19 protein-coding genes are annotated in these 22512 nt (G+C 54.0%); 18 read left to right on the top strand and 1 reads right to left on the bottom strand.

Annotated elements, in window-relative coordinates:
• Positions 1-4: 4 nt before the first annotated feature.
• From ACR0M2_RS19105 to ACR0M2_RS19050, 12 genes are all read left to right on the top strand, one after another.
• Positions 5-2044: an ABC transporter substrate-binding protein gene (locus ACR0M2_RS19105; protein WP_480706629.1), complete on the top strand. Its 2040-nt coding sequence runs from the start codon at positions 5-7 to the stop codon at positions 2042-2044.
• A 72-nt stretch (positions 2045-2116) separates the two neighbouring features.
• Positions 2117-3121, top strand: a complete 1005-nt coding sequence (locus ACR0M2_RS19100) for an ABC transporter permease (protein WP_170351162.1) — start codon at positions 2117-2119, stop codon at positions 3119-3121.
• A 5-nt stretch (positions 3122-3126) separates the two neighbouring features.
• The gene (locus ACR0M2_RS19095; RefSeq protein ID WP_480706627.1) at positions 3127-4269 is read left to right on the top strand and encodes an ABC transporter permease; all 1143 of its coding nucleotides are present in this window, start codon (positions 3127-3129) and stop codon (positions 4267-4269) included.
• Positions 4266-5261: an ABC transporter ATP-binding protein gene (locus ACR0M2_RS19090; protein ID WP_480706625.1), complete on the top strand. Its 996-nt coding sequence runs from the start codon at positions 4266-4268 to the stop codon at positions 5259-5261. The genes ACR0M2_RS19095 and ACR0M2_RS19090 overlap by 4 nt, the downstream gene beginning before the upstream one ends.
• A complete protein-coding gene (locus ACR0M2_RS19085; RefSeq protein ID WP_480706623.1) occupies positions 5258-6256 on the top strand; it encodes an ABC transporter ATP-binding protein in 999 nt (332 codons plus the stop codon). Before ACR0M2_RS19090 ends, ACR0M2_RS19085 begins: the two co-directional genes overlap by 4 nt.
• Before the next feature lie 345 nt (positions 6257-6601).
• Complete coding sequence (locus ACR0M2_RS19080) at positions 6602-7702, top strand: glycosyltransferase (RefSeq protein ID WP_480706621.1); 1101 nt, start codon at positions 6602-6604, stop codon at positions 7700-7702.
• Positions 7699-8889 (top strand): glycosyltransferase family 4 protein, encoded by a 1191-nt coding sequence (locus ACR0M2_RS19075; RefSeq protein ID WP_480706620.1) that lies wholly within the window; start codon positions 7699-7701, stop codon positions 8887-8889. Before ACR0M2_RS19080 ends, ACR0M2_RS19075 begins: the two co-directional genes overlap by 4 nt.
• A complete protein-coding gene (locus ACR0M2_RS19070) occupies positions 8882-9625 on the top strand; it encodes a hypothetical protein (protein WP_480706618.1) in 744 nt (247 codons plus the stop codon). The genes ACR0M2_RS19075 and ACR0M2_RS19070 overlap by 8 nt, the downstream gene beginning before the upstream one ends.
• 46 nt (positions 9626-9671) lie before the next feature.
• Entirely contained in the window at positions 9672-10319 is a 648-nt protein-coding gene (locus ACR0M2_RS19065; protein ID WP_480706616.1) for a hypothetical protein, read from the top strand.
• Positions 10313-11569: a lipopolysaccharide biosynthesis protein gene (locus ACR0M2_RS19060; protein WP_480706614.1), complete on the top strand. Its 1257-nt coding sequence runs from the start codon at positions 10313-10315 to the stop codon at positions 11567-11569. Before ACR0M2_RS19065 ends, ACR0M2_RS19060 begins: the two co-directional genes overlap by 7 nt.
• 108 nt (positions 11570-11677) lie before the next feature.
• Complete coding sequence (wzy, locus tag ACR0M2_RS19055; protein WP_480706612.1) at positions 11678-13150, top strand: O-antigen polysaccharide polymerase Wzy; 1473 nt, start codon at positions 11678-11680, stop codon at positions 13148-13150.
• Positions 13151-13453: 303 nt separating this feature from the next.
• Entirely contained in the window at positions 13454-14116 is a 663-nt protein-coding gene (locus ACR0M2_RS19050) for a sulfotransferase family 2 domain-containing protein (protein WP_226689507.1), read from the top strand.
• Positions 14117-14254: 138 nt separating this feature from the next.
• Here the strand turns inward: ACR0M2_RS19050 and ACR0M2_RS19045 are convergent, their stop codons facing one another.
• Complete coding sequence (locus ACR0M2_RS19045; protein ID WP_480706610.1) at positions 14255-15016, bottom strand: helix-turn-helix transcriptional regulator; 762 nt, start codon at positions 15014-15016, stop codon at positions 14255-14257.
• Positions 15017-15144: 128 nt separating this feature from the next.
• On the opposite strand from ACR0M2_RS19045, the gene ACR0M2_RS19040 reads away from it, so the two are divergent.
• The 6 genes from ACR0M2_RS19040 to ACR0M2_RS19015 all read left to right on the top strand — a co-directional run bounded on the left by ACR0M2_RS19040 (position 15145) and on the right by ACR0M2_RS19015 (position 22501).
• Entirely contained in the window at positions 15145-17121 is a 1977-nt protein-coding gene (locus ACR0M2_RS19040; RefSeq protein WP_480706609.1) for a CocE/NonD family hydrolase, read from the top strand.
• Positions 17122-17142: 21 nt separating this feature from the next.
• Positions 17143-18708 (top strand): ABC transporter substrate-binding protein, encoded by a 1566-nt coding sequence (locus tag ACR0M2_RS19035; RefSeq protein ID WP_170551102.1) that lies wholly within the window; start codon positions 17143-17145, stop codon positions 18706-18708.
• Positions 18709-18795: 87 nt separating this feature from the next.
• Positions 18796-19734: an ABC transporter permease gene (locus tag ACR0M2_RS19030; protein ID WP_170351176.1), complete on the top strand. Its 939-nt coding sequence runs from the start codon at positions 18796-18798 to the stop codon at positions 19732-19734.
• Positions 19735-19746: 12 nt separating this feature from the next.
• Positions 19747-20604, top strand: coding sequence for an ABC transporter permease (locus ACR0M2_RS19025; RefSeq protein ID WP_170362625.1), 858 nt, complete (start codon positions 19747-19749; stop codon positions 20602-20604).
• On the top strand, positions 20601-21581 hold the full coding sequence (locus ACR0M2_RS19020; RefSeq protein ID WP_170362624.1) for an ABC transporter ATP-binding protein: 981 nt from the start codon (positions 20601-20603) through the stop codon (positions 21579-21581). Before ACR0M2_RS19025 ends, ACR0M2_RS19020 begins: the two co-directional genes overlap by 4 nt.
• The gene (locus ACR0M2_RS19015) at positions 21578-22501 is read left to right on the top strand and encodes an oligopeptide/dipeptide ABC transporter ATP-binding protein (RefSeq protein WP_170362623.1); all 924 of its coding nucleotides are present in this window, start codon (positions 21578-21580) and stop codon (positions 22499-22501) included. The genes ACR0M2_RS19020 and ACR0M2_RS19015 overlap by 4 nt, the downstream gene beginning before the upstream one ends.
• Positions 22502-22512 lie beyond the last annotated feature (11 nt).

Below are 22512 nucleotides of genomic sequence, written 5' to 3'. Positions count from 1 at the left end.
AAACATGAAACAGCTTCTGATGTCAGGTGTGGCCTTGGTCACTCTGGGGGGAACTGCCTGGGCGAACTGTCCGGCAGCGACAGTTGCAGATATGCAGGGCCTATCTGATGGTGCTTATCCGCAGCAATTTGATCTGGCAGAGTTTCAGTCGGCCGCGGGCTGTACGCTGAGCTTTGCAGAAAACCCAGCCATTGCAGATCTAAATGGTAAAATCCGCGGCAATGGCGACCTGCCTGCGGTGGCGGATCGTCTGCCGGCCGAGCCTTTGGTCATCGTGCCATATGACTCGATCGGTCAGTATGGTGGGGTTCTGGATGCGCTGTCCAACGCCACCGAAAGCGGCACGTCAGACTTCCTGTCTGTACGTCACGTGAACCTGTTCCGGTATTCCGACGATCTTCAGACCTTGGTGCCCAATGTGGCCAAGTCCTGGGAATGGAACGATGATTTCACTCAACTGACCGTGCATCTGCGCGAAGGTCACAAGTGGTCGGATGGGGCGCCGTTCACCGCGGCGGATGTCGTGTTCTGGTATGACAACCTGATGATGGACACCAATGTCATCGCCGAAGCCAAGGATTATGCTTTGGCAGGCGGTGAACCCATGAAGGTCGAGGCGCTGGATGATACCACGGTGCAGTTCACCCTGGTCGCACCCAAACCGGGCCTGACCGAGACGTTTTCGTTCACCTATGTGCAGCCATACCAGCCCAAGCATTTCTTCGAAAAGTTCCACCCGGCGTTGGACGAAAATGCGGACGCCAACGCACAAGCGCTTGGGTATGAAAACGGTTATGAACTGATCAAGGCCTACTACGGTAATTCGGACTGGATGGATACACCGTCGCCAATGCTGACGGCAGGTGACAAGCTGGCGGGTCTGCCCAAGGATGCTATGCCGACCCTTGAAAGCCATATTCTTGTGAAGGAAAGCACCGAAGGGCGCCACTATGTCGCCAACCCTTATTTCTTCCAGGTCGACACACAGGGTAACCAGTTGCCCTATATCTCGGAAATGGATGAAACATATGTACCGGATGAAGAGGTGCGTAACCTCAAGCTATTGAACGGCGAGGTGGATTACAAATCTCAGGGTGTGAACCTGACATCTGCTCCGGTTCTTTTGGAGGGTCAGGAAAGTGGCAACTACACGTTGGAAGTGAAACCCGCGATCGGCTATCCGGTGCTGACGTTCAACGTGACCGCCGAGGATGAGGCCAAACGCGCGCTCTTCAACGACATCCGTTTCAGAACGGCCATGTCGGTTGCGATGGACCGCAATCAGCTGAACGAAGTTACCGCTTTTGGATTGGGTGAGCCGACACAGTATATCGGGTTCTCACCGCGCCCGGACTTCATTGATGCCAAATGGTCAGAGTACGAGGCTGGTTTTGATCAGGACCGCGCCAATGCTCTGCTGGATGAGGTCGGCCTTGTTGACCAGAACGGTGACGGTTTCCGCGATCTGCCAAACGGTGACCCGCTTGTGCTGGACTGGCAGTTCTCGACGCAGTCAGCCTCTGCTCAACTGGTGGAACTGATCGCTCAGAACTGGAAAGACGTGGGCGTCAACACCGCGATCAAAGAGGTTACTTCGGATGAGTTCCGCGCGGCGCAATCGGCCAATACGTTGGATATGGGTATGTGGCTCAAGAGCCAGCCTGCGGGTTCGGTTCTGGGCGACGGCGAAATCTGGGTTCCCCCGTTTGACGGGTACTTCGATGTTCGAACCGGGATGCTCTGGGCGGAATACATCAGCTCGAACGGTGAAAACGGTGTCGAGCCGCCCGCTTGGGTTGCCGATCTGAAAGCCGCTCTGGATACTTATCAATCCAGCGCACCCGGATCGGAGGCATCCGTTGCTGCCGCTCAGAAGATGGTTGAGATTATGACCAGCGAGCTGTTGTTCATTGGCACGGTCAATTCCCCGGCTCCGATCTATCACTCGAACAATTTGCAGAACTTCACCGAGTTCAAGACGCAGTCCTACGAGTTCTATCGGACCTATCCGTACCGCCCCGCACAATGGTGGTTGTCCGAATAATCCGATCTTCGGTCCGAGATGACGGAATGGGGCGCTCGCGCCCCGTTCCATATGCTAGTCGGGAACAAAGACATGCTCCAATTCGCCCGCTTTGCCGCCACGCGCGCGGTGATGGCTGTGGTCACTCTTGTTTTGGTATCACTCATCGTATTCACGCTGATGGAGCTGGTGCCGGGCGATTGTGCTGAACGCTATCTCGCTTATAAAAACACCCAAGGTTCAGCTATCACGCTGGCTGACATCGAGGCCGAACGGGCCCGACTGGGTTTGGATCGTCCGTTTCTGACACGCTGGGCCAGTTGGCTGAGCGGTGCCTTCCGCGGTGATTTTGGCGAAAGCTGCATCCTGCGCGTGAATATCGCGCAGCTTTTGGGCGACAAGTTCTGGATTTCACTTTGGATCTGCCTTGGCTCGTTGACGCTGGCCTATATGATCGCGCTACCCGTGGGTATTATCTCGGCGGCCTCCAAGAACGCATTCCTCAACAATTCCCTGCGCTTGATCAGCTATTTGGGTCTGGCCATGCCCAACTTTCTGCTGGCGCTGATGGTGATGCTGTTTTCCACAATCTATTTTGGCGAGACACTCACCGGCTTGTTCAGCCCCGAATATCGCGAGGCCCCTTGGTCATGGGCCAAATTCGTGGACCTGCTGAAACATGCCTGGTTGCCCATATTCATTCTGGGCTGGTCCGCGACTGCCTTTGCGTTGCAGACCGTGCGCGCATTGATGTCGGATGAGATCGGCAAGCTTTACGTAACCGCAGCTGCGGCGCGTGGGATTTATGGCCCGCGTTTGTTGTGGCGCTATCCCGCTCGTCATGCGCTTGGGCCAATTGTCAACTCGCTGGGATTTGACCTGAACCGCATCTTCAACGAACTACCCATTGTCGCCCTGATCCTGACACTGACCGAGGCAGGGTCGCTGCTGCTGGAGGCTCTGGCACGGTCGAACGACCAACAACTGGCAGGCGCCATCATCTTCCTGCTAACAGCCGCCATCGTCACACTCAATTTCGCCACGGATATCCTGTTGGCTGTGATTGATCCGCGTGTGCGCAAGAGCATTCTGAGGTAAGATCCATGTCTGCAAAAACCTCCACGAAAATCGACGATCAGAAGGCCAAGGAAGCGTATTTCACGGCGTCGCAAAGACAGCTGATCTGGGCCAGGTTCAAAAAGCAGCGCGCGGCGATGATCGCGGCCACCGTTTTGGTTGTTCTGATCCTGTCGGGCCTCTTTGCGCCGTTTTTGTCGCCATACGATCCAACGGTCGCAGGACGGGACAAGGATTACCTGAACGGGGCCCCTCAGATACCGAAATTCTGCGACAAGAACGGCTGTTCGATCCGCCCGTTTCTGCACACGGTGACGCGCGAGCGGTCGATTGCCACTAACTTTCGCTGGGTCGAAAAGATAAACGAGGATGAACGCCGCTACATGCAGTTTTTCGTCCACGGCGACAGCTACAAACTGTTTGGGTTCATTCCGGGCAACATCCATCTGTTTGGCATGGATCTGGGCTATGTCCATCTTTTCGGCACTGACAGCGCAGGAAAAGACATCTTTTCACGCACACTGCACGCGGTCTGGACGTCACTTCAGGTGGGCACGTTAGGCGTGGTGATCTCGTTCGTGTTGGCTTTGATAATTGGTGGCGTGGCTGGATATTATGGCGGGGCCATAGACAGTGTGATCCAGATGATCACCGACGCGGTCAGGACAGTACCGTCTATCCCCCTTTTCATGGCCATCGCCGCCTTTATTCCACCCGAATGGTCGGCTGAAACCCGATTTTTCGTCATAACCCTGATCCTCGGGCTGGTGGGATGGCCAACCTTGGCCCGACGGGTACGGACCCATCTGCTGACCGAGCGTAATCAGGAATACGTTCTGGCCGCGCAATTGTGCGGGGCACCCGCCGGTCACGTCATCAGGCGGCATCTTCTGCCAAGCTTTACCAGCTATATCATCGTCGACTTGGTCATCTCGTTCCCCTACGTGGTCCTGTCGGAAACGGCGCTCAGCTTTATTGGGCTGGGCCTCAAGGACCCGGTGAACTCATTGGGTGTTATGTTGCAGAACGTGACCAAAGCGGATGTGTTGTTGAATTATCATTGGTACTTCATCCCGGTCCTCTTCTTCATCGCGCTTGTCATGGCCTTCGTCTTTGTGGGCGACGGGCTGCGCGATGCTGCCGATCCCTATTCGGAGACCCGTAAATGAGCCTGATCGACGTCGAAAACCTGACGCTGCAATTCAAGACCGACGAAGGGCTGATCACCGCGGTCGACAACGTGTCATTTTCGCTGGCACCGGGCGAGGTCATGGGCCTTGTGGGTGAAAGTGGCTCGGGCAAATCCGTGACCGCGAAATCGCTGATGAAGCTTAATCCGGGCAATGCAGTCTACGCACCGGAAAGCCGTATCACGCTTCATCTGGACAGCGGACCGGTGGATGTCCTTGCCTTGCAGCGCCCGCGAGATATGGAAGTTGTGCGGGGCGGGGCGATCAGCATGATCTTTCAGGAACCGATGGCCAGTTTCGCACCTGCAATGACAATCGGCAGCCAGATGGTCGAGCAGCTGTTGATTCACACGGATATGTCCAAAAAACAGGCCCGTGAACTGTCGATCGAGATGCTGGGCCGCGTCGGTATTTCCGATGCGTCCACCCGGTTTGGGCAATACGCATTTGAAATGTCGGGCGGCATGCGTCAGCGGGCGATGATTGCCATGGCGTTATCGACCAAGCCAAAGCTTTTGATCGCGGACGAGCCCACCACGGCGCTGGACGTAACGATACAGGCTCAGGTCATCGACCTGATGAAGGATCTGGTGGATGAATTCGGGATGGGCATCATCTTTATCACCCATGACCTTGGGGTGGTCGCACAGACAGCCGACAAGGTGGCGGTGATGTATTTGGGCAAGATGATCGAACAAGGCCCGGTCCGCGAGGTGATCCGCAACCCCTATCACCCATATACCCAAGGGCTGATCGACGCGCTGCCACAGCTGGACGATCTGGACAAGCCATTGATGCCGGTGCCAGGCGATATCCCTTCGCCGCTGGAACGGCCTGAAGGCTGCGTTTTCCATACCCGTTGCAGCAAAATCGTTGGCGATGTCTGTAAAACGATTGTGCCGGGCTGGTCGGACACTGGTGAAAACCATCGCACAGCCTGCCACCTTTGTGACGAGAGACAATCCGCATGAGCATCGACAATCTGATCGAAACCCAGGACCTGTCGGTTGGATTCCCTGTCGGCGGGAAGATTTTCAACAAGCGTACCCTGATGGCGGTCAACGAAGTTTCGCTGTCGATCCCCCGAGGGTCTTTTTTCGGTGTGGTAGGTGAGAGCGGTTCGGGTAAGACAACCTTTGGCCGCGCCCTGCTGAATGCGGCACCCATCACCGGTGGCACCGCCCATTATGATGATGGAGAGGTCAGCTATAATCTGGGCAATTTGGCCGGGGCCGACCTGAAGGAATACCGCCGCCGTGCACAGCTGATCTTTCAAGACCCGTATGCTGCGCTGTCTCCGCGTATGACCGTTCGCGACATCATTGCCGAACCTCTGGAAGTTATGGGTCTGTGCAACTCGCGCGAAGAGGTGGACGAGCGTGTGCGCGAAATCGCCAGCTTGTGTCGGCTGAACCTGGAACATTTGCGCCGGTTTCCACATGCTTTTTCTGGCGGTCAGCGTCAGCGGATTTCCATTGCCCGCGCTCTGGTGTCCAAACCCCGGTTTGTGGTGGCAGACGAAAGCGTCGCGGCACTGGATGTGTCAATTCAGGCAGACATCCTGAACCTGCTAAAGTCGCTTCAGGATGAGATGGGGCTGACTTATCTGTTCATCAGTCATGACCTGTCGGTGGTGGCCCATACCTGCGATCATGTCGCCGTGATGTATCTGGGGCAGATCATGGAAAGCGCGCCAACGCGCCAGCTGTTCCAATCGCCGCGTCACCCATACACCAAAGCACTGTTTTCAGCGATCCCGTCTCTGGACCCGGATGATCGCGGCAAAGCGCAGAAACTTGAAGGTGAGATCCCGTCGCCAACCAATCGCCCCAGTGGTTGTCAGTTTCACACACGTTGTCCTTTTGCCACTGAGCTGTGCAAGCGGGAAGAGCCGCATTTGGAGACCTGCGAGGCTGGACACGCAGTAAGCTGCCACCGATGGCGTGAATTGCAGTTGGCGAGTTAATCCGGGTCAAAATGTTAACTACTGTCAATTTAGTCCAACGCCTTTGAGGCGATAAAGGCCATTACATTGCAAAATGGCTTGGGAAGACACGTGAAGCTTTTTGTTTCCCCGTGCAGTCGCATCAACAATTCAGGAAAATTAAAAGCCCGCCTCGTTCCGCGGAACTGTTGTCTGCGCGCGAAAATCTACCCTGACCTACAGTCCTTGACCCAGAAAGTGAGCCAAATTGAGGTAGGCTTGGGAAAAAAGACAAGACTACCTCTCGTTGTGGGTTTTGGTGAAGTGAGAAGTTTGCTACGGGACGCTCAACTATAGGTTATTTCTCCGACTTCACGAAAATTACTAATGCCTGAACATTTTGCACGAACAAAATTGAATGCTGCCAAAGTTATGCATGTTATCGCGCATATGGAGAAAGGAGGAGCTGAGCGCCAAATGATGTTGCTGACGCAAGCTTCCAGACATAGCCATGTCATTGCAGTCCTCAAGGGAAACGAAGTCGCGAGTGACACTCCAGTAGTGTTGTTGGAAAACCTCAACCCAGTGAAGATATTCTTCAAAATCCAAGCTGTTATCAGGGAGTATAGCATTGATATTGTGCAGTTATGGCTGCCTGACCGGATTACAATTCCGGCAATGTTGGCGGCGAAGTCCAATGGATGTCGAATAATCAGTGGCGATCGTCGTAAGGTACGTAATTACGGTGGGGGCGCCTTCCGCGACCGGCTGCCGTATATCAACCATGTGGTTGCAGATCTGGTGGTGCCTAATTATCCCCATTTCCCACCGCCTTTGTCATTGCGTCGGGTATTGGGCGTGCCGCGCAAAACAAAGACCATTGCAAATGGCCTAGCGCTGAAGGCCCGCGAGGTCCCGATCTCAAGTCACCCAACCCGCCTGTTGTTCGTTGGGAGATTGGTCGAACAAAAGCGCGTTCAACCCTTGGTCGAAAAAATGCCACGCATTCTGGCAGAAACAGGGATCCAAGGTCTCGACATCATTGGTGAAGGGCCAGAAGAGGCGGCCATCCGCAATAGCATAAAGACTTTGGGGCTTGCAGATAACGTTCGATTGCATGGCCGCCTTACAGATTGGGGTGAGTGTTTCAGCCCTGAGTCGCATATGCTGGTGCTTCCCAGCGCTTCCGAGGGCATGTCCAACACGTTGTTTGAGGCGATCTCCTGGGGATATTTTGCGTTAACCAGCCAGAGCAGAGAGCTTGATGCGCTGCTCAGCAGGTGGAAACACAAGCCGGTTACGTTTGACCACGAAAACCTCAACACATTGGTGGAGCAACTTCGAATTACTAACGCTAGTCCAATAGAGAGCATCCAGACCCGTTTGCGTAGTATGCAGTGTGATCTTTTGGAGTTCAGTGTTGAGCGGATGGCGGCCTCCTACGACGGTATTTATGATCAACTATCACTGAAAAAAGCCACCTCATGACTCGGCCTACATTTCTCGCCCTGGCAGCGACCAACTCTGCACAAGGTGGCGTAACAGGCGCCGCGATTGGTACCGAGGTCGTACTGGACATTCTTCTGCCTTATTGCAGGATAGAACTCATCGAGCTGAAGACCAACGGTTTGGGAAATTTGGCGGCAGTTACCCCGCTCGAGCGCCTGCGCAGTGCGGTTGGTGCCACTATCATGTCTGTTGATCTATTAACCCGGCTTGCAATGCGCGGACTGCAGCGTGCGAAAGTGGACTATGTCTATTTTCTGCCTGCCGCTTCGAAGATGGGGATGATGCGCAATGCGGTCACCGTTTTTGTAATTCGGCAGCTTTTTCGTAACGCCGCCCTGGTCTTCCATATTCGGAACGGAAACTATTTTGCATCTATGACCGGGTTAATGGCTTATTTGCACCGCTATGTGAATAAGCAAGCCAACAACATATTGGTCCTTAGTCCGAGCCTGTTGCCGGAAGACCCGGCCGCTTGTGGTTTTGACCTGCAGAAGGTGTGTATTTTGCCGAACACGATTGATGCGGCGCTCATTCCAGAGCAAGTTCCGGTAAAACCTTCGCCGCCACGGCCGCTGAAAGTTCTCTATCTGTCGAACTTCATCAAGGAAAAAGGCTATCTTGCGCTGCTTGAAGCGGGCGAAATACTGTGTCAGCGAGGAATGGGTGATCAGTTTTCGTTTACGTTTCGCGGCAAATGGCTGTCTGCCGAAGACAGGTGCGCCTTTGAGAACCGTGCAGCCGAGCTCTCCGTACATGGCCTAAACGTGGATATTGGAGACACTGTTGTGGAGAGATGCGAGGTGCAGCGATTGCATTCGCAACACCACATATTTTGCCTACCCACCTGTTATGCCGCCGAGGCACAGCCAAGATCGATCCTGGAGGCTATGGCAAATGGGTGCGCCATAGTTGCAACTCGGTATCGCAGTATTCCGGACCAGGTAAAATCTGGTGAAACCGGCTTTTTGATTGACGGGCAGAATCCACATCGTCTTGCCGATACGTTGCAGGAATGCGCTCGCGCGGATATTGCGGGCATGGGACAGGCTGGAGCCGAGTTGTTTCAGCAGGATTTTAGCCCACAGAGCATCAAGTCTCAGCTTCTGGAGGCTCTCAGCCTTCAGGGTCCCATGGATGTCGATTTACCAAGGGGCGCAGATGTCTAAGAATGCGTCGAAGTTCACGGTTTATTATGTAGTGGGGCAGCCGCGGTCGGGCAGTACCTTTGTCGGAGATTGGATCGCAAGGGATCGGCGCATCTTAAATGCGGGTGAAGTATGGCAAACCTTTCGTTCACTGGGGTTCGTGAGTGATGCCGGCTTTGAAAAGAGTGGCGGACGGTGGGCGCGCCCAGAAGAGCGCGAGCGTAAGAACGCAGAAATCCGGTCAGATTCTTTCTGGTCGCTGGTCGTTTCTGAAATCGATTTAGTTCCATACGAGTCTCTAATCCGGCAAGCAAAAATTGTTGGAAACGGGATGGTCGATTGTTCGAAAACAGACAAAGGGATTGAGCGATACCTCGCGCTTGGTTGCGAGGTTGTGGTTATACATACACAACGTTCCTTCTCTACCTGGGCCACATCAATGCAGGGGTACAATCAACGCCATCAACTACCTTATGTCTCTCGTTGGCGTCTGCTACTTGCGTATCTTCGGGTGAATCTTCGCCACAGGCGCTGGACGACAAAGCTACCTTATTTTCATGTCAAACAAGAGCGCCTGGATAACTTGGATAGCGATCTTGATCTTGGATTCGTGCCGCGTGGTGCGGAACAAGGGTATGTGCGCGCTGAAATGTTCGGCACACCCAATTTTATCGGATCCTTTGATGCCAGGCGGGCCACTTCCAAGACCGCTCCTGGTGATCGCCTACTTTACAAAATGACCTTGGCCAGCTCTTAAGCCAATTGTGGGTCACACGACCCAACCGTAATACGAAGCGGGTACCATGAATTTTCTTGATAAACCTATCCTTTTTGCAGCGGCAGCAACCCTGCGCAATGCACAATTGGGACGCCATATTTGGGTGACACCAAAAAGCGATCTTGTCATAGAAGGTTACCCGCGATCGGCTAACACATATCTGCACCGCATAGTGCGCGCTGCCGGGCCAAAGGGCCTGCGGATAGCAAACCATGTTCATCGTCCGCAACAAATCAGCATGGCCGCACGATACGATATACCGTGTTTTATCCTGTTCCGGCACCCTTTGGACTGCATAGCATCCTATCTAGTACGTGAGCCAGATTTGGAGGTAGCAGACAGCCTAAAGCAGTATATCGGGTTCGCACAAACCACTTTGGCACACATTTCCGCGCCTCAGATTCATATCGTTACTTTCGATGATGTGATTGAAGATGCCGCGAACATTTCATCGGCTATTTTGCAGAAAATTGGTCATGATGTCACCGTAACAACTGAGTTGATCGAAAAGGCGACGCAGGACAAACGAAAAGAAAAATCACGCAGTTCATTGCCCAATACCGAGAAAGATCGTTTGAAACAAAAATACTATGATCAGATATTAGCCTCGCCGCGTTACCTAGAAGCGCTGGAACTGTTTGAGCAGGCAGCCGCATTGAAATGGCCATGCTGAGAGCGCTTTCATCAATAGTTGTTCTACAGGCCCTTGGAGCAGCGTTCGCGCTGGCGACTGTGATCCTACTTACTTCGGCCTTGGGTGCGGATGGTTATGGGCGATATATCTGGATCATTTCGGCTGCGGGTATCGGCAGCTTGGTTTTGCAACGCGGCCAACCCACGACACTTATTAAAAAGCATGCTCCGTTCGACCTTGCTAAGGTCAAGGCGCCTTCTGAGATGGCCAATACCTATTTATTCTATCTGCTTGGGGCATTGGTAACACTCACAATTGCCTTTGCAACCTCGTTGGTTACAAGCAATGAGCTGGCTTGGATTGCACCAGCGGCCTTTGCGTTGACAGCACTGAACATTTCTGACGCGATCTTACGTGCCGCCGAGCGCGGCGTGCGAGCACAGTTCGCCCGTGACTTCCTTAGGCCCATCGCGTTGTTCGGTGGCTTTATTTTGCTGTGGGTGGCAGAGGTTAAGGAACCAATTTTTTATTTGCTGATCTTTGTAGTTTGTACGGCTTTTGCTTCGATCTATTACTTGTGCCCACTTACCTTGCAGGCCGCGCGCAATTGGCGGGGGGCGGGATTGGTAAAGACGAACGGAGCACATTTTCAGGTGTCCCTGTCTCGCAGTGTTGGAAATCACTTGCCAATTTTTGTTTCGGGGTTCTTTCTAACACCCGACACTTTGGCGTATCTCGCGATTGCAATACGGCTGGCGGGCCCATTAAATTTTGGAGTCAAAGCAGCAAGAGCGGTCTTTGGCGCAAGGATCAATCGCCACGTCAAAGCCAATAAACCCAGCGCAATTCGCCACGATTACAGAATCGCAATCCTGTTTTCTCTTTTTATCAGTGTTCTAGCAGCAGTTGGTGTAGCAATCCTTTTGCTGGTCCTTGGGTATTTCGGGCTTGGACCGGTGGCAGATCTTGCGGATCAAGATCTCTTGCTTTGGGTTTTTGTGACCATTGCGTTCGCTCAACTGTGTCGCGCGGCAGCTGGGCCTGGGCAGCTTACGGCTGTCTTGCTTCACGCGGAACGGTTTGTAAGAAACTACAACATCCTCATGTTGTTGTGTCTGTCAGCCGGACTGATCGTCGCCGGCTTGATCGGGGACGTGCGCCTCTCGGCTATTGTAGTACTATTCTATTCCGCGGGAACTTCTATTGGACTGGTCTGCAAAATCAGGAGTGCATTGCACGGTTTGAGAAACAGCTCAGGACCTGATCAAAGGGGACAGCAACTTGATTGAACACATCGAGTTAACGTGTCATGGCTTGCGTGACAGCGGCTGGCTCGGGCCTGATCAATCCCACGTAGCTGCAAAGTTTAGCAAAAGAGATGCGCTGAGAAAGTGTATATGAAAACGCTTGTAGTATTTTTTGCTTGCGAAGTCGTTTTCTGGAGCGCCGCGGCCCTATTGTGGGGACCGGATATTGATCCCGTCTATTTGCCAGTTCTAGCTTGGATATGCATTGCGGTATTTTTCGTTCATCTGGTTGTTTTGGCGCTGACGCCGGGGGTCGGAATCGTATCCATGCCTTTCCTTTATCTCTCTTCTTTATCGCTCTACCTTTTGGGGCCGTACATTCTTTTTCTTGAACTTGGTCCTGTGGGTTTGGTTTATTTCAGGGCGATTGACTACGGCTATCTAACCGGTTGCTTGCCACTAATCATGATCGCCGTCGCAGCCTTTTCTTGGGGTGTTCTGACCTGTTCCCGGCGAACAGGTTTCAACAGGACAAAGCTGCCTGCAAACAGAAGGCGGGTTGAGGTCACTACCACACTTTTAGCGCTTTGTTTGATTGGCCTTTCGTTTCTGATCATCGCTTTGGACACCGCAAGAGGGGCTGGTTTGAAACCGATGCTTTCGGGCAACTATCATGACTACTCCGACGCAAGAACGGGTGGCTCTCAAAGTAGGCTTTTCATTGCTTCGATGACGTGGTTTCTGCCCATCGCCGCCTTGACGTGCAACGCAATGATCAAAAGCCGAGTTCGGCGTCTCGGTTGGTCAGATTTTTTATTTCTCGGCTTAATGAGCATTCTCTTGGTTGCAGGGGATCGAGGAACACTGCTTGCGTGTTTTGCAGGTTGGTTGATCATTCATCAGGCGATTTGCCGTAATGTCACCCCGGTTAAGCTGCTCATCGTTGCGTGTGCCGTCATGGTCTTTGTCCCCTTAATGGAGGTAATGAGAGGGCTAGCTGCTGCAGACTGGTCCCTCAGTCTCATGTTGGAGACCGCACGAAATCTGTCAGGAACAAAAGAGAAATTTGCAGATAGCACGCTACTAACTTCGCTTGGTCCTTTTTCGCCCTCGCTCATGACCCTTATGGGGACACGGATGCGTGTAGCGGATGGTGAAATGCTGCGGCTTGGCAGTGATTACTTGAGCAATATTCTAGCGGCGATCCCCTTCAACTCAGGAGCTGCGCCAAATAACAGCAATCAAATTCACCAGTATCTTATCCCAAGCCGCAAAGGTGGCCCCGGATTCATGGCGATTTCAGAGATGTATTTGAACTTCCATGTTTTCGGGATCGCAGCGGGACATGCAATCTTAGGTCGGATACTTACCAGAATGCACTATAATATTCGGACGCCAAATATTTCGACCCACGCAATCGCATTTTCCGCAGTCTTCTTTTTTACCTTAATGATTTGGGTGAGAAACGAATTCAGTTTCGTGGCGCAAATCTGTTTCTTATGGGCGATGTTTTTTTGGATTTTTCCGCATGCATGTCAACACATATTGCCCTGGAAAAATCGGACAGCAAACCAAACAGCACCGCGGTCGCAGCTGTATGGTGCGCCTCTGTCAGATACTTGACCGCCGATATTTTGAGCCAATGCTTGCGTATAAACTGCTCAATTCACAGTCCTTTGGGTAAGTCAGTGCCCGCCCCAGACCCTTTACAAATCTTTATAAACACAACCCGCTATGCGGCCATAGACAAAGCAGTTGACCTTGGCAAAAGGACCTGAAATGTCAACACAGTGCCTCGGCAGCTGACACCATATTTGACCACAACTAATTGGAAAATCTGAAACCTGAGACGAGATTGCGAATGCAGCGCACCGGGAAAAGGATACTTGGTTGCGGCCAAGTTTAAGAAATTTTCAAGGAGAAGCAATGATACTTTCTCGCAGGCATAAGTTTATTTTTATCCACATTCCCAAAGCAGCTGGCCAATCGGTCGCCAATGCCTTGATGCCTTTTGCCGCGGGGCCTGTGCAAAGAATGTTATCGCCCTTGTTGCCCTATAGGCAGCAACTGAAAATACACACAAAGCTTCACGAAAGAACGGGACTTCGAACAGTGGCTCAACCGTTCAAAGACCACGTTCGGATTGACGAAGTCGTAGACAAGCTAGGTCAAGAAATTTTTGACGACCTGTTTTCTTTTACATTTGTTAGAAACCCTTGGGATCGGCTTTTTTCTACCTATAGCTATACTTTGTCAAACCCTCGCCATTGGAACCATTCATTCGCGAAGTCCCTAGGTGATTTTTCTGCATTTGCAGAATGGCATTGCGGGCGGGGCAACATCCCATTTCAGTCAGAGTTCGTCTTCAACAGGAGCGGGCAGAAATTAGTGAAATATGTAGGTCGGTTCGAAACGATCGAAGACAGCTTTCAGGAAATTTGCGAACAGGTGGGCATAGAATGCCAATTGCCGCGGTTTAACACGTCAAGGAATACTCATTCCTATAGAGAGGCCTTTACACCTCAGACGCGGGATCTTGTTCATCGCACCTACGCCAAAGACATCGAAGCCTTTGGTTACGTATTCTGAGTGGCAGTAGACAGCAATGACCCAGCTATCGCGCCCAGATCGTTTCAATAAAGTTGCGTTAAAAGTTCAAGGCTGTAGAGTTCGCGCTCCGCAACGAACGATCACAAAAAAAACTAGTTTTCGGGTTCAGCGACCGCCTCAAGCCTCGTGAAGGTGCTTTCTGACGGTTGGATCAATCCTATTGCTTTGGGCAGGATAGATTCCACAAGCAGCAATTGCCTCACGGGCGGTTACACGCTCGTGCAATCGTTTCCAGATTGCCTTGGCAGCGTAGGGATGCGGGTAAGGGCGCCATGCGACGCCCATTGTCATGCCTCGCAGATATTTCAGCTGTTGACGGTGTGCGGAATACAAAATCGTATTGGCAACGCTACCTTCGCGCGTAAGCTCGTGCTCGGCCACGAATATCCTGTTTCCGCGCATTGTCACCAAACCAGCATAGCGTGAAATCTGGTGCGTACTTTTGTCTGGAGACGTAGCAATTTCTCGGGAGCGGATCGTGAACAGCCCATCAACTTCCTGAATTCGGATCAATGAACAAAAGATTTTTCCTTCCCATGAAGGTGTGCAGAAATAGGAATGATAGAACCCTACATACCGCCTGAGGTTTTTCTGTTGACCTCGAAAAGGTTCCAAAAAAGCATCCGTTGGCGTTGTTCCGGTATGCGACAGGGTGCCTTTTAGCATCAGTTCGAAGACGCCGGTTTCAGCGAATAAATCGGCTTCTGTCAGGTCGAAATGACGCGCAATGCGACGCATGTTGTACGCGGAAGGCAGACTGGAACCATTCAAATAACGATTGAATTGCTGTCTGTTGACGCCGATATCACGACAAATCTGCGAAATGTTCCCATGTTCTGCGCATAACGACCGCAGGTTGGCAGAAAAATTCTCAGACACAGGCAAAACCTTTCGCATTCTGACGCGATATCACTGCAAATAGCGTCAACCCGCATAAGATCGCACAATTTGTTTTGTCTGCAAATCGGTTTCTTCTTCGGTATCGGCCCACAACAGATAAGTCTCAGATGCCAATCGAAACCATCGAAAACACATGGATCACCCTTGCGGACGGGCGGCGGCTTGCCGCGCGGATCTGGTTACCCGAAACAGATCCGGCCCCGGCCATTCTGGAATACCTGCCATATCGCAAACGCGATGGCACTGCGCCAAGAGATGAAACGACACACACCGTATTTGCAGAGGCGGGCTATGCCTGCATCCGCGTCGACATTGCTGGGACCGGAGACAGCGAAGGGCAGTTCGACGACGAGTATTCCGAGCAGGAACTGCGTGATGGCGAGGAGATCATAGCCTGGATTGCCGCGCAGGATTGGTGTGACGGGTTTGTCGGGATGATTGGAATATCGTGGGGCGGGTTTAACGGTCTGCAACTGGCCTTTCGACAACCACCTGCGTTGAAAGCCGTGGTCAGTGTCGCTTCGACTGTGGATCGCTATGCGGATGACATCCATTTTATGGGTGGATGCCTGCTAAGTGACAATATGAACTGGGGCAGTCAGATGTTTGCGTACCTGACCCGCCCTGCTGATCCTGAGCTTTGTGCGGATTGGCGAGAGGATTGGCTTGCCCGACTGCAAAACGTCCCATTCTCTGCGGTGGATTGGTTGCGTCATCCGACACGGGACTCTTTCTGGAAGCACGGCTCAATTTGCGAGGATTGGGCCGCGATCCAGACCCCTGTATTGGCAATCACTGGCTGGGCAGATGCTTATGTCAATGCACCCCCGGCTTTGGTCGCGAACCTAACCGTGCCCGCCAAAGCCGTCATTGGACCTTGGGAACATCGCTACGCGCATATCTCGAAACTTGATCCGGCGGATTTTCACTCAGAAGTCATCGGCTGGTTTGATCGCTGGCTGAAAGGGCAAGAAAATGGCGCCGAGGATTTGCCTGCGTATCGGACCTATATGCAGGAACACTTCAACCCAACAGCGCATAACAGCCCTCGGCAAGGTCGTTGGATCGCTGAGGCGACATGGCCTTCGCCTCATGTCTCTAAACAGGTCTGGCATCTGACAAAGGGCGGTTTTTCGCAGGAGTCTACGGCTGGCACGGTCGCTATCGCGTCGCCCTGCAATATTGGTGCCGATGGCGGGTATTTCTGTGCCGGCATGCGGATCGACAACGAACTTGCGGGCGACCAAGTCAGGGACGATGCCCTGTCGGTTTGTTTTGACAGCGCACCGCTGCAAGCTCCGTTAGAGTTGCTGGGGCGCGCAAAGCTGAAGTTTCAATTTTCAGTGGATCAACCTGTGGCACAATTGGTCGCGCGGTTATGCGACGTCTCGCCCGAGGGTGTATCGCAGCGGATCAGCTATCGGTCTTTGAACCTATGCCACTACCACAGTCATGAGACGCCGCAAACGCTGGAGCCAGGTCAGATTTACGAGGCCGAGATAGCCCTGAATGAATGCGCGCATCACTTACGCGGGGGCCATGTGTTGCGGCTGGCCCTGTCTACATCTTACTGGCCGATCGTCTGGCCGGCGCCGAATTCTGCCGAGGTGACATTGCACTTGCAAGATTGCGCCCTGCATCTGCCGGTGCGCGAGGTCACACGCGAAATTCATGCCTCGGAACCGGGACCGGCACAGACATATCCGGTTCTGGAAGCTGAACCTTTGCGTCCACCTTCAGCCCATTCCGAACGCATGATGACCGACGATGGTCGAGTGGTTCTGGAAACGTTCGATGACTACGGCAAGACGCGCGATCCTTATCATGATCTGATTGTCGGCAGCGATGTGCGAATGCACTACGGTATCCACCCCGATGATCCCGCCACCGCCGTCTTCGAGACCGCCTGGAATTTTACCTTTGAGCGGGCGGATTGGCAGGTGGCCATCTCGACCGAGTGCCGCATGACCTGCGATGCGCAAAATTTCTATCTCTACCGCAAACTACGCGCCACCGAAGGCGCCGACGAAATCGAAGTTCTGACAAAGGAATGGTCGGAAACCGTTCCGCGCGGGCTTCTGTGAATTAATCCAAGGGAGGATACTATGAAGATCGAATGGACAAAGGCCAATGTCGGTCGCCGAGGGTTTCTGAAAGGCGCAACCGCGCTTGGGGCCGCAACCGCGCTTCCGATGGGGTGGGCGGACCGTGCGTTTGCAGCAGATGACGGTGTTTTGCGTGTGCGGGCTTATGGTGATGCACAGAACATGGATCCGGCCCATTCCGTTGGTGTTGTTGAAGAGGAAGTACATGCTTCGATCTACAACAAGCTGATCCAGTACAAACCGGGCGAGGAATGGGGCTGGCAGCTGGATGCCGCAACGATGATTGAGCAGGTTGATCCGACCCACATCAAATTCGCACTACGTGACGATATCGGGTTCACCAAGGGTTTTGGTGCCATGACCGCCGAGGATGTCAAATTCAGCATGGAACGGGTCGTGGACGACGCGACCGACAGTCCGAACAAGCCCGACTTGGGGCCATTCAGCCATGTTGAAGTAACTGGTGAACGCGAAGGGACAATTGTTCTGAACAAGCCGTTCGCACCGATCTGGTCGATCGCCCTGCCCTATATCACCGGAAACATCGTCTCAAAAGCGGCAGTCGAAGCCGCCGGTGGCCGGATCGGGGCTGATCCGGTTGCAGAGTCCGGGCCGTATCTGCGGGACAGTTGGTCACCCAAGGAAAAGACGGTTCTTAAGCGCAACCCTGATTGGAAAGGGGATGCACCGACCTGGGATACTGTCGAGATTTATCCAATTGACGATGAAAACACAGCCGAGATTGCGTTTGAGGCAGGTGAGCTGGATGTAACCCGTGTGTCGCTGGGCTCGGTCGAGCGGTACCGCGCCGGTGTTCCGAATGGCGGATCGCTGGTTGAAAAACCCTCGCTTTATTATGTCTGGTTGGGAATGAACGTCGAGCATCCGAAGCTGCAAAATCAAAAGCTGCGGCAGGCGATCCAGCACGCGGTGGATGTACCCAGCATTCTAGAGGCCGCCTATTTTGGTGCCGCTGATCCATCGACCGGCATCATTGCACCTGGTCTTGCAGGGCATCGACCTTCTTCGCTTGTGCCACCCGAGGCGAATTTTGAAAAAGCGGCGCAGTTGCTGGCGGAATCCGGTGAAACCAATGTTACGCTGACCCTCGATACACTGAACAAGACGACCTTTACGACAACCGCCCAGATCATTCAGGCGACACTGGCGCAGATCGGGATCACGGTTGAGGTGAATGTTCTAGAATCCGGGGCGTTCTGGGCGTCTGGCGACAATGAGAACCTTCAGCTTGTACTGAATCGCTATTCCATGACCCCTGATCCGTACTATGCGACGTCGTGGTTTACGCCCGAACAGATTGGCAAGTGGAACTGGGAGCGTTTCAATAGTCCTGAATTCAACGAAATCCATGAAGCCGCGGCTGCGGAAACGGATATCGCAAAACGGGCTGAAATGTATCAGCGCGCGCAGGACTTGATGGAAGATAGCGGTGCCTATCGCTTTATCACCCACGAGGCGACACCGGTCATCCACAGCGCACGTGTCATTCCTGCGCTTCGGCCGGATGGCCTGTCCCTGCTTCGCTATTTCGGCAAGGCGACCTGATCTCCCCAGGTCGACCGAGGTACGGCGGGCGCGTAACGCTCGCCGTACCAAAAACAAAGCCACCAAGCCGCAAGGAGCCAGTTGGCCATGCTGAATTTCGCAACCCGTCGTTTCGGGCTGTCGCTGCTTATCCTCTTCGTGGCGGTGACCGTCATGTTCCTGATGATCCGCGCCGTGCCAGGTGATCCGGTCCAGATCATGCTGGGCCCGCGCGCCACGCCCGAGCTTCAGGCTCAGCTAACTGCGGCGCTGGGGCTTGATCAACCGATCTGGAAACAACTTTTGATCTTCTATGGAAACCTCCTGCAGGGTGACCTTGGCACTGACGTCTTCTCGGGCCGTTCCGTGACCGAGATTGTGTTTCAGCAATTGCCTTTCACTCTGGAGCTGATCTTTGCGTCTATCCTGTGGTCTGCAAGCTTGGGCATTGCGCTTGGTGCCTATGCGGCTGCGCATCCTAACACCTTGATCGACCGGATCGCTGCTGCAGTATCCGTCAGCTTTGTTGCCGCGCCGGCCTTTGTTGTTGCACTGTTGGCGCTGCTTGTTTTTGCCGTGCATCTGCAATGGTTCCCTGCCATTGGCGCGGGCGAAGGGTTCTGGGATCGACTGGACCATCTGGTCCTGCCGGCCTTTGCCATAGGGCTCAGCTGGGTTGGCTATATTGCCAGGCTTGTGCGGGCTTCGATGCTGGAAGTTATGGGCGAAAGCCATGTACGCACGGCCCGGGCCTTTGGTATCGCCGAACGTCGCGTGGTCATGGTTTACGCGTTGCGTATTGCCATACTGCCAGTGGTTACCGTGATTGGGGTCGGGATGGGCTTTCTTCTCAGCTCGGCCGTTTTTGCAGAAATCGTCTTTGCCCGCCCCGGGCTGGGAAAGTTGGTGATCGATAGCATCACGACCCGCAACTACCCGATTGTCATGGGTTCGGTCCTCGTATCCACCGCGCTGTTCGTGGTGTCGACCGCATTGGCTGATCTGATCAATGCGTTGCTCGATCCACGTGCGCGGACGGCTCATTGAGGAGGGGGAGTTATGGAAAAATCTCGTTCTGAATTGGGCCAGATCATAGTCGGTGTCGCTCGCGACCCGCTTGGCCTAATGGGTTTGATCATCGTTGGCATCATCGTGTTCTGCGCGATATTCGCGGCCTGGATCGTGCCCTATGACCCGATTGCGATGGATATCAAGTCCCGCATGCAAGGACCGTCCGCGGCGCACTTGCTGGGGACCGACCAGCTGGGTCGCGATACGTTTTCGCGTGTGATTGCCGGAGGCCAAGTCGCGCTCAAGGTGGCTTTGCCTGCTGTGTTTGGTGCCATGGCGATTGGCCTGACGCTGGGTATGATTGCAGGGTACGGCCCGAAATGGCTCGACAATCTTTTGATGCTGTTTTTCGATACCATTCGGTCCTTTCCGACCGTGATGTTCGCGCTTGCTGTTGTGGCCCTCGTCGGGCCGAGCCTTCAGACCGTGGTTTTTGTGGTCATGGCGACCTCGATCCCGACCTATGGGCGGGTGGCGCGAACCCAGACGCTGACGCTGCGCAACTCCGAGTTCATACTGGCCGAACGCTCGATGGGGGCCAGCATGGCGCGCATCTTGGGTGTGCATATGCTGCCTAACATCATTGGCGTTCTGGCGGTACTGGCGGCGATGGACATCCCCACAGTTATCGCGCTTGAGGCTGGCCTCTCCTTCTTGGGACTGGGTGTCAAACCCCCAACCCCCAGCTGGGGAGCGTTACTGAAGGACGGTTATTCCCTGATCCGCCAGACGCCTTGGCTGGTAGTGGGCGGCGGCCTGCCAATCATTCTGGCAACGCTTGGGTTCACCTTCCTGGGTGAAAGCCTGCGCGACGTGGTTGACCCGAAACTGAGGAAACAGAGATGACCGATATACTTCTGGAAATCGACCACCTCAGCGTCGACTACGAAACAGGACGCGGCGACCTGAAGGCCCTGCGCGATATCACTTTCAACGTCAACAAGGGTGAAATTGTCGGCATTGTTGGGGAATCCGGTTGTGGCAAATCCACCTTGATTTCATCCATCCTGCGTTTGACCGCGCCCAATACGCGCTTCCGCGAAGGAGAGGTTAGGTTCAAGGGGCAGGATTTGCTGCAAGCCTCTGAGCGTCAGATGCGTGACCTGCGTGGGGCGGATATATCCATTGTCTTTCAGGATCCGATGCAAACGCATAATCCGGTTCTGACTATCGGGCAGCAGATGCTGGACATTCAGCACCGATCCAAGCAATCCAAAGCAGACAAACTGGCCCACGCAGCCAAGATGCTGGGTGCCGTTGGCATTCCCGATCCCGAAGCGCGATTGAAACAATATCCTCATGAGTTCTCGGGCGGGATGCGTCAGCGGATCGCGATTGCGATGGCGTTGATGTCCGAACCTGATCTTTTGATCGCAGATGAGCCGACTACGGCGCTGGATGCGACGCTTGAGGTGCAGATCATTGAGCGCCTGCAAGAACTACAACGCGAATTTCACTGTGCCATCCTGTTTATCTCGCACCATCTGGGCGTGATTGCGGAACTCTGCGACCGGGTAGTTGTGATGTATGCTGGCGCGGTCGTCGAAAGCGGGGATGTGCGTGAGATTTTCCACAACCCCAAACACCCCTACACCCGCCGTCTGATCGAATGCGACCCCGGTCACATCAAAGAGCGCGCCCGCATATTGCCGACCATCCCCGGCGAGGTGCCCGATCTGGCCAACCTGCCAGGTGGCTGCATTTTCAGAGATCGTTGCGATCAAGCGATGGCACGCTGCGCGAGTGAGGTACCCCCTTTGGATCAACTAAAAGAAGGCCATCATGCTGCGTGCTGGCTGAACCATGAGGAGGCCACAACATGAGCTTGCTGAACGTCGTGGACCTTAAAACCAGCTATGGACCGGTCAATGTTCTGGCGGGCGTCAGCTTTACCGTAGAACCCGGCGAGACCTACGCGCTGGTTGGTGAAAGTGGCTCTGGCAAAACGACGGTTATTCGCGCCATTGCGGGACTTGCCCCGGCGCAGGATGGTTCGGTCACTTTCGAAGGCCAGGAAATTCGAGGCGCGCCGGAAAAGGTCATGCGTCCGCTTCGCAAGGACATGGCAATGATGTTTCAGGACCCAGTCGGAAGCCTGTCCCCACGCTTGACGATCCGCAGCCTGATCACAGAACCCTATCGCATTCAGGGCATGAAAGACCGCGATCTGGATGCCGAGGCCAAGCGCCTGCTGGAAATGGTCAACCTGCCCACGCATTTTGCGGATCGTTATCCTTACCAGCTGTCTGGCGGTCAGGCACGGCGTGTGGGCGTGGCCCGTGCGTTGGCGCTGGAGCCCAAGCTGATCCTGGCGGATGAACCAACCGCTGGCCTTGATGTGTCGGTGCAGGGCGAATTGCTGAACCTGCTCAATGACCTGCGCGAAAGGCTGGGTTTGGCGATGGTTATCATCACACATAACCTCAGCGTCGTGCGCCACGTGGCCGACAGGATGGGCATAATGTATCTGGGCCGATTGGTCGAAGAAGGCACAACCGAGACGATTTTCAACGACCCGCGCCATCCTTATACGCGCTGTCTTCTGAGTGCCAATCCAGAGCCCGACCCGGATGCGCGATTGGAACGGATCGCTCTTAAAGGTGAACCCCCCAGCCTGCTCAAGCGCCCTTCCGGGTGCGAATTCCGCGAGCGCTGTCCTTTTGCCAAGGATATCTGCACCCAGACACCAGAATGGGAAGTGGGCGAAGGCCACGGCCTGCGTTGTCTGGCCCCGCTGTCGTAGTAGGAAATCCA

Source organism: Ruegeria sp. BE10, from assembly GCF_056538905.1.
This window is presented reverse-complemented; position numbering and strand designations above follow the sequence as displayed.

Coding starts and splice junctions, on each gene's coding strand:
- ACR0M2_RS19065 (WP_480706616.1), top strand. CDS start 9,672: ATGAATTTTCTTGATAAACCTATCCTTTTTGCAGCGGCAGCAACCCTG.
- ACR0M2_RS19095 (WP_480706627.1), top strand. CDS start 3,127: ATGTCTGCAAAAACCTCCACGAAAATCGACGATCAGAAGGCCAAGGAA.
- ACR0M2_RS19060 (WP_480706614.1), top strand. CDS start 10,313: ATGCTGAGAGCGCTTTCATCAATAGTTGTTCTACAGGCCCTTGGAGCA.
- ACR0M2_RS19080 (WP_480706621.1), top strand. CDS start 6,602: ATGCCTGAACATTTTGCACGAACAAAATTGAATGCTGCCAAAGTTATG.
- ACR0M2_RS19070 (WP_480706618.1), top strand. CDS start 8,882: ATGTCTAAGAATGCGTCGAAGTTCACGGTTTATTATGTAGTGGGGCAG.
- ACR0M2_RS19040 (WP_480706609.1), top strand. CDS start 15,145: ATGCCAATCGAAACCATCGAAAACACATGGATCACCCTTGCGGACGGG.
- ACR0M2_RS19075 (WP_480706620.1), top strand. CDS start 7,699: ATGACTCGGCCTACATTTCTCGCCCTGGCAGCGACCAACTCTGCACAA.
- ACR0M2_RS19015 (WP_170362623.1), top strand. CDS start 21,578: ATGAGCTTGCTGAACGTCGTGGACCTTAAAACCAGCTATGGACCGGTC.
- ACR0M2_RS19050 (WP_226689507.1), top strand. CDS start 13,454: ATGATACTTTCTCGCAGGCATAAGTTTATTTTTATCCACATTCCCAAA.
- ACR0M2_RS19020 (WP_170362624.1), top strand. CDS start 20,601: ATGACCGATATACTTCTGGAAATCGACCACCTCAGCGTCGACTACGAA.
- ACR0M2_RS19100 (WP_170351162.1), top strand. CDS start 2,117: ATGCTCCAATTCGCCCGCTTTGCCGCCACGCGCGCGGTGATGGCTGTG.
- ACR0M2_RS19030 (WP_170351176.1), top strand. CDS start 18,796: ATGCTGAATTTCGCAACCCGTCGTTTCGGGCTGTCGCTGCTTATCCTC.
- ACR0M2_RS19105 (WP_480706629.1), top strand. CDS start 5: ATGAAACAGCTTCTGATGTCAGGTGTGGCCTTGGTCACTCTGGGGGGA.
- ACR0M2_RS19090 (WP_480706625.1), top strand. CDS start 4,266: ATGAGCCTGATCGACGTCGAAAACCTGACGCTGCAATTCAAGACCGAC.
- wzy (WP_480706612.1), top strand. CDS start 11,678: ATGAAAACGCTTGTAGTATTTTTTGCTTGCGAAGTCGTTTTCTGGAGC.
- ACR0M2_RS19035 (WP_170551102.1), top strand. CDS start 17,143: ATGAAGATCGAATGGACAAAGGCCAATGTCGGTCGCCGAGGGTTTCTG.
- ACR0M2_RS19085 (WP_480706623.1), top strand. CDS start 5,258: ATGAGCATCGACAATCTGATCGAAACCCAGGACCTGTCGGTTGGATTC.
- ACR0M2_RS19025 (WP_170362625.1), top strand. CDS start 19,747: ATGGAAAAATCTCGTTCTGAATTGGGCCAGATCATAGTCGGTGTCGCT.